Raw genomic sequence first — 7,261 nt, forward strand, 5'->3', positions numbered from 1 at the left:
GCTGCTTCGGCAATCGCTTCGTTTCCTTTCATTAATACTTTCTCACTCATTCTATAACCTCCTATACATATCAGTGTCAGTAATCTGTGTCAGTGTCAGTTTATCTAAAACTATCTCAATCATTTTACTTCTTAATCTTAACCTTGACCTTTCTAACTGGTCGCAAGCCTATGATAGACTCTGCTTCTAATTCGGAAGCTCTTTTCTGGGCTTCACTGTCAACTGTCAACTATTTAAATATCTCAATCACCACATCAGGACAGATGCTAGCACAAAAACCACATGCTATACACTCATCTTCGTCACTAACTGTGGCTGGATGAAATCCCTTGGTATTAATTTCATCATCAATCACTACTATATCCTTAGGACAGACTGTAGTACAAAGCTCACAACCTTTGCACTTATCCTGAATGAAATCTACTTTAGCCATTTTCTACCTCCTCTACTACTAAATCTTTATTTATATGTATTTCCTGACTTAAAGCAATTTCCCTGCTAAATTGTATTATTTTTCAATAATTATGCAAAAGTCATTCTTTTGTGCAATCTGGAATACCATATGCACACGGACCTGTCTGACACTTACCGCATACATCAAAAATGTCATTAAATCTATCGAATTTCTCTTTAAAAACTTGATCATTTTCTAAACACATCTTATAACATAAATCCTTATTTAGTCCCTCTTTTGTTAAAGCACCTGTTGGACAGCTATCAACACAAACTCCACAACTACCATTACGATAATAAAGACATAAACTTTTGTTGATTTTTTGGGAAGGTATCACCTGTCTATCAATAACTATGCTTCCATATCTTCCAGCACTCCCCTGTTTACTAATTAACATCTGGTTGAGACCAAAATCACCTAGCCCACATATCTTTGCCGCACTACGATGAGACCAAAAGCTAAGTAAACGTTCTTTATCAAAGTTATATGTTGGGCTTTCCCACCCAACTTTAACTCCTATTTTATCCATTTCGTTCTTTAGCGAATCACATATTTGACTGATTAATACATTTGTCTCATGATAAGCAATTGCCCATTCTGGTGCACAATCTTGCTGTTGCTGATTAAGTTCAACTACCTCTTTAGCAAATGGAATAAAGAAAGCAACTACACTCTTAGCATTAGCAAGTATATCAGTAGGGAATTTATATTCAGGGGCCACTATCTCTTTCAAGCTTTCAAACTCTTCATCATTCGCATTAGCAAAACCTACTAATGGCTTACGATATTCAGTTTCTGTATCAGCACTAGCAACTACTTCTTCTATAGTTCCAATAATTAATTCTTTTAACATTTTGAACTGACTCCTTTCATAAATAAATCTTTTAATTATAATTATGAATTTAATTATATATAAAAATAAGTCGCCTATTCCCCTTTACATTAAAGAGTGAAATAGGCGACTAAATACCTAATAATCCGTAATAGAATCTTTATTACAAACCTGTGATTCTTGCCACGACCCACATAAAAAATCTACTATAAAATATTAATTGACTATTATGTTATCTATATACATAATTAGACATCGTTGCGTAAATTCCTTCTTATTTTTAAATATTTGACTATTTATTTTTTATTAATATGTTTACCAACTTCTTGGTCTATTCCTTTAACGTGATTAATTAGCCACTTAGTTACTTTCTTATTAAATCTCATCATAGTTGCAGCATCTACTCTACCTGCTTCTAATTTTTCCTTAAGTTCTACTACATCTTGCACAAAGTTATCGTGAATCTCTTTGTGAAGTTCATAATCAGGATAACCAGACTCGCGTTGTAATTCTTCTTCGTCTTCAAAGTGTTTAACAGTATAATCGGCTAAAAAGCCTAATATCTTCTTAACTTCATCTCTTCCTTTGTCCGACTTATTAGCAAGAATTAAATCATTAAGCCGTTTAAAGAGCTCTTTATGCTGATTATCAACCTTATCTACTCCAATTGAATAACTATCATCCCATTGAACTAAATCTGCATTATCTTTATCACTGGCTTCACTACCGGTTAACTGATTTACATTCTGACTCATCTCTGCTAATTCATTAGATGAATCAGTTACTACATCAAATATATCGGAAATAACTCTTGATTTAGCCATAATCTTTTCACTACTCTCTGCTAAATCCTGGGCAGAAATAGCTGTTTGTTCAATCATATCAGCAGTTTGCTGGCTAGCATTTTCAATATCGAAGAAAACCTGTGTAGTCTCTTCAGCCACACTCTTACCTTCTTTGGCCTTACTCTCTACCTGCTGAATAGCTTCTAAACCTTCATTCGATTTATCCTGAGTAACCTTTACTATCTCTACTATATCACTAGTAGCATTAGCAGTTTCTTCGGCTAATTCTCTAATCTCTTCTGCTACCACGGCGAAGCCTTGTCCTTGTTCTCCAGCACGAGCGGCTTCTATAGCTGCGTTTAATGCTAATAAATTAGTTTGATCAGCTATATTAGTTATTAATTCTATAATTTCACCTATCTTTTGAGAATTCTCATTTAACTCCTTCATCGTTTCTACCGTCTCATCTACAGCTTGGTTAATATCTTGCATGCTTTTAATTGTCTGTTCGATATTCTCCTTACCTAAATGTGTCTGTGATGTAGCTTCCTCAGCAAAGCTTGTTACTTCTTCAGAACTAGCTGAAATTTCTTCAATACTTGCTGTCATATCTTCTATAAGTCCGTGTGTCTCCTTTATCGCCTTATTTCCTTCTTTAGACGAGGCTGATAATTCATTACTATAGATAGATAGGTCACCGATTTCTTCTCTAATCTCTTCAATAATATTTCCTGAAGACTTGCCCTCTATAGTATTTAATTCATTGACTAATAGCCCTAATTCATCATTACTTTCTAAATTTAAATCCGACTTTACGCTGCCTTCCTTTGAGCTTTGTAACCAGTTAATAATATCATTAATCTTATTACTAACTAATCTCTTAAATAAAACCCTAAACAAGATCAAGAATATAATGATGTTAGTAATTATTCTTAAGTAATTAATTTTATCTGTGTTAGCAGAACTAGTTATTAGTCCAATGCTAAAATTAGTAATTAAAAGACTAATTAAATAGATTACAACTACTCCTAAACTAAGCTTTAATCCTAGCTTACCTGATTGCGCTACTGACTTTTGTTCCATTTCTTCTCCTCCTTTTATCAGTTAAATATTCACCTTTACTTATCTAATTTTTAAACCCTTCTATTATGTAATAATTATTTCAAACCATATTTAAATAGATAATAAATAGTACTCATATTGCATATTTTATACATAAATCTTCAAAATCCTCTTTTAAGTTTAAAATTATTTCATAATATTTTATTCTATAACTAAAAAAACAGTAGGAGCATATGCTCCTACTGTTCTTCTTGCTGAGCCATCGCATCTTCTGCTTTCTTTATTGCACTTCTTACTAATGACCCAGCTTCTCTGGTGGTTATATTGCCCCAATCTCCGTCCTTAACCTTATGAGAGAAGCCTAATTCCTTAGCCAACTCATACTTGGTTTCTTCAGACATAATTTTTCCCACCGGGGAAACCACCTCCATTAATAATATATCCCATAACGAGATTATTATACTGGATTAATATGTTAGATTAATCTAGATTTTGTATAATATCTAAAATCAGTTTTACTATCTTAGTAAAGTTATCAGTTTCTATATTTTCATCTGCTGTATGGCCTTCTTTTGTACCAAGCCCAAAATTAATAGTTGGTATTTCTTGAGCATTAAAGATATTAGCATCACTTCCGGCTCCGGTAGCAATTAATTTAGGTTCTAATCCTAAATTTTCACCTGCTTCAATAGCTAATTTTATGATAGATAGCTCTTTATCTAATTTAAAAGAAGGAAATAGTCGCTTAACTTCGACCTCTACATCCGTATCAAATTCTTCTGCTGCTTCTTCAAGAGTCTTAATTATACTTTGAACCTGCTCTTCTAATTTTGCTTCATCCCTACTACGCACCTCTCCAACTAACTCTACTTCATCAGGTACAATATTAGTCGCTTCTCCGCCTTTAACAATTCCTATATTAGCCGTTGTTTCTTCATCAATCTGACCTAATTCCATATTTGCAAGTGCTACTCCTGCCACTTTAATTGCATTAATTCCTTTATAAGGCTCTTTCCCAGCATGAGCCGCTTTACCATAAACTTTTGCTTTAATCTTTGTTTGTGCTGGGCCTTCTATAATGATATTACCAACAGATTCCCCTGAATCACAAACAATTCCATAATCCGCATTTAAATTTTTAAAAGCTAAATTTTTAGAACCTAACAGACCTGCTTCTTCACACACAGTAAAGACTACTTCTATGTCCCCATAAGAAGACTGACTATCCTTTAGTTCCCGTAAAATAGTTAAGATCATTGTAATACCTGCTTTATCATCTGCACCTAATATAGTATCACCTTGACTAAAAATAATCCCATCTTCAACTACTGGTTCAATACTCTTTCCGGGTTTAACAGTATCCATATGAGCTGATAATAATAATTTTGGCAAGCTTGGTTCATTCCCTTTTAATTTAGCAATTATATTGCCAGTATTATTTTCAATCACATCTCCAGCATCATCTTCATTAACTTTTAACCCTAATTCTAATAATTCTTTCTTTAATTTATCAGCTATCTCTCTTTCATTATAAGATTCACTATCAATTTGAGTTAACTCTATAAATTTATTAATTACATCCTCTTCCTTGAACATTTATCCCTCTCCCTTTAAGTTTCTTAAATTTCCCTTCTGATGAGGCATATATTATATATACTAATATAATTATAATAATGTTTCGTTATTATGCTTCCTTATCCTGCTTTTTTAACTATTATTAAAAAATTTGCATTTTAATCATTTATATTCATACAGTACTTAAAAGGTCTCATTGAGAAAAAAACTCTCAATGAGACCTTTTTTAAAATAGTTAGTTATTCTTCATAGCAATCCTTAAACAGATACCTAAACCTCCATATAAAATTACTGATCCAAAGATTAACATAAGAATAGCACCTAGAGACATAATTAGAGCACCTCCCTAGATAATAACTCTTCTTTACGACCTGTCCAACTGGTAAAGCTAACTACAATACCTAATATTAACATTATCGCTGCAACACCCCAACCAAATTTAAGAAGAGCACTCATCTCATATCCACCATAAGGTTTAGATATTTCTAATATAGTATTCTGAATAAACATATAACCTAAAATTACAGGAGTTATGAACCTAATCATGATATCCCACCAGTTCCCAATCTGAAAATCAGATAATGGGTTAGCATAATTTCTAAGTTTATTTGCCTTGTAAACCCAGCCTAATATAATACATTCAATTAACCCTACTAAAGCAATACCAAATTGGTTAACGAAATGATCTACTATATCTAAGAAATATAAACCAGCACCAGTAGTAAATATTAAACTACCTACAAAACCAGCCAAACAGACATAAGAAACTGCTTTCTTTCGTTCAATATCAAACTTATCTCTAACTGAAGCTACAAATGCTTCGATTAATGAAATACTAGAAGAGAATCCTGCAATCGTTAAACCTAAAAAGAAGATTATCGCAAATAAAGTCTGAAAGCCTGGAAGCAGATTAATAGCCTTAGGAAATGCTATAAAAGCTAAGCCTATTCCCTGAGTTACAACTTCAGAAATCGGTTGTCCTGTTTCTGTAGCCATATATCCTAAAATTCCAAAGACTCCAATCCCGACAATAAAACTGAAACCACAGTTAGCTAATGCCGTAATAAATGCATTATTTACTATATCTGAATCCTTCGGTAAATAACTTGAATAGGTAATCATAATCGCAAAACCGACACTTAAAGTAAAGAAAATCTGTCCGTAAGCCGCTAACCAAATCTTAACATCTAGTAAAGCACTAAAATCTGGCTCTAAGAATTTATTAACACCTGCTAAAGCACCAGGTAAGGTAATACCACGAATAGTGATAATTAACATGAAAACTGCTAATAAAGGCATAAATATTTTAGAAGCTTTCTCAATTCCTTCTTCAATACCTTTATATAGAATAATATAGTTAATAAACCATACTGCTGCTACTCCAAGTAAGATGGTCCAATTGATTCCACCTATTTCAGAAATACCAGAACTTAAGTTAAGATGACTCTTATAGAAAAAGCTTTCTGGATTCTTACCCCAGACACGACCAAAAGAATAAACGATATAATTTAAACTCCAACCGATGATTACTGCATAATAAGTGGTAATCACAAAGGATACTAAAGATGGCCACCAGCCTAACCATTCCCATTTCTTACCCATACGCGCAAAAGAAAATGGTGCTGAACCTCTCATCTTATGGCCAAAGCTAAACTCCAAAATTAATAATGGAATCCCTGCTGTTAATAACGCAAAGAAATAAGGAATTAAGTAAGCTCCTCCCCCATTGTCATAGACCATATAACTAAAACGCCAAATATTACCTAATCCTACTGCTGAACCAACTGCTGCTAAAATAAAACCCAATCTAGAGCCCCATTGTGCATCATTGTTTTCTGCTGACATTTCTACTCCACTCCTTAATAATTTAATTATTATATTCTTTAATGAATATATTATTTCTTCTACTATCTAATCTCTGCTTATTCTGCTATCTAATCTCTTCTACATTTGTAATTAATTTTCTATTAAGCTCTACTAAACTACTCTGCCACCTCCTATTGCTATATTAATTAGCTATTAAATTGCTTACATAAGTCATTTTCCTATTTAATAATATACTATCAACTCTAAATTTGTCAAATATATCGCTTAAAAGTATCATCAAATATAATTTCTTTAATTTAAAAATCCCTTAGGGCATGAATTTTTATTCTAATTTACACCCTAAGGGATCTCATGTGAATCTATCCTACTACTTCCTTACCTCTCTTTAATGCCTTCTCATTAAGAGGTAACAAGTTATGTCTATGTTCTGGTAGTACATCTGCTAAAGCATCCATTACTGAGTCAAAGTCTACTACCTCAGTCTTGGCTATGAACGCACCTAACATTACCATATTGGCTACTTTACTATTGCCTAGTTCGTTTGCTATCTCATTGGCTGGTACCTTTACTACTTCTACATCTTCTCGCTCAGCTTCCTTATCTATCAATGAACTATTGATAAATAGATGACCACCTTCTTTTATATCTGATTCGAACTTATCTAATGATGGTCGATTCATTACTATTGCTGTCGTTGGATTCGGTACTACTGGCGAAGCTATTAGC

8 protein-coding genes are annotated in these 7,261 nt (G+C 33.0%); all 8 read right to left on the minus strand.

Annotated elements, in window-relative coordinates:
* Positions 1-229: 229 nt before the first annotated feature.
* A complete protein-coding gene (locus BM077_RS13445) occupies positions 230-433 on the minus strand; it encodes a 4Fe-4S dicluster domain-containing protein (RefSeq protein ID WP_090003569.1) in 204 nt (67 codons plus the stop codon).
* Positions 434-533: 100 nt separating this feature from the next.
* On the minus strand, positions 534-1,307 hold the full coding sequence (locus tag BM077_RS13450) for an epoxyqueuosine reductase (RefSeq protein ID WP_089751178.1): 774 nt from the start codon (positions 1,305-1,307) through the stop codon (positions 534-536).
* Between the two features lie 275 nt (positions 1,308-1,582).
* A complete protein-coding gene (locus BM077_RS13455) occupies positions 1,583-3,154 on the minus strand; it encodes a bacteriohemerythrin (RefSeq protein WP_089751174.1) in 1,572 nt (523 codons plus the stop codon).
* A gap of 218 nt (positions 3,155-3,372) precedes the next feature.
* Positions 3,373-3,546: a small, acid-soluble spore protein, alpha/beta type gene (locus BM077_RS13460; protein WP_089751172.1), complete on the minus strand. Its 174-nt coding sequence runs from the start codon at positions 3,544-3,546 to the stop codon at positions 3,373-3,375.
* Positions 3,547-3,613: 67 nt separating this feature from the next.
* Positions 3,614-4,729, minus strand: a complete 1,116-nt coding sequence (locus BM077_RS13465; protein ID WP_089751170.1) for a M20/M25/M40 family metallo-hydrolase — start codon at positions 4,727-4,729, stop codon at positions 3,614-3,616.
* 214 nt (positions 4,730-4,943) lie between these two features.
* Positions 4,944-5,039, minus strand: a complete 96-nt coding sequence (locus BM077_RS13625; RefSeq protein ID WP_143018647.1) for a MetS family NSS transporter small subunit — start codon at positions 5,037-5,039, stop codon at positions 4,944-4,946.
* 2 nt (positions 5,040-5,041) lie between these two features.
* Positions 5,042-6,553, minus strand: coding sequence for a sodium-dependent transporter (locus BM077_RS13470; RefSeq protein ID WP_089751169.1), 1,512 nt, complete (start codon positions 6,551-6,553; stop codon positions 5,042-5,044).
* A gap of 341 nt (positions 6,554-6,894) precedes the next feature.
* Positions 6,895-7,261: 2-oxoacid:acceptor oxidoreductase family protein (locus tag BM077_RS13475; RefSeq protein WP_090095306.1), on the minus strand; the 367-nt coding region annotated here is incomplete at its 5' end.

Source organism: Candidatus Frackibacter sp. WG13 (assembly GCF_900114655.1).
In the GTDB taxonomy this organism is placed as follows: Bacteria; Bacillota; Halanaerobiia; order Halobacteroidales; family Acetohalobiaceae; genus Frackibacter.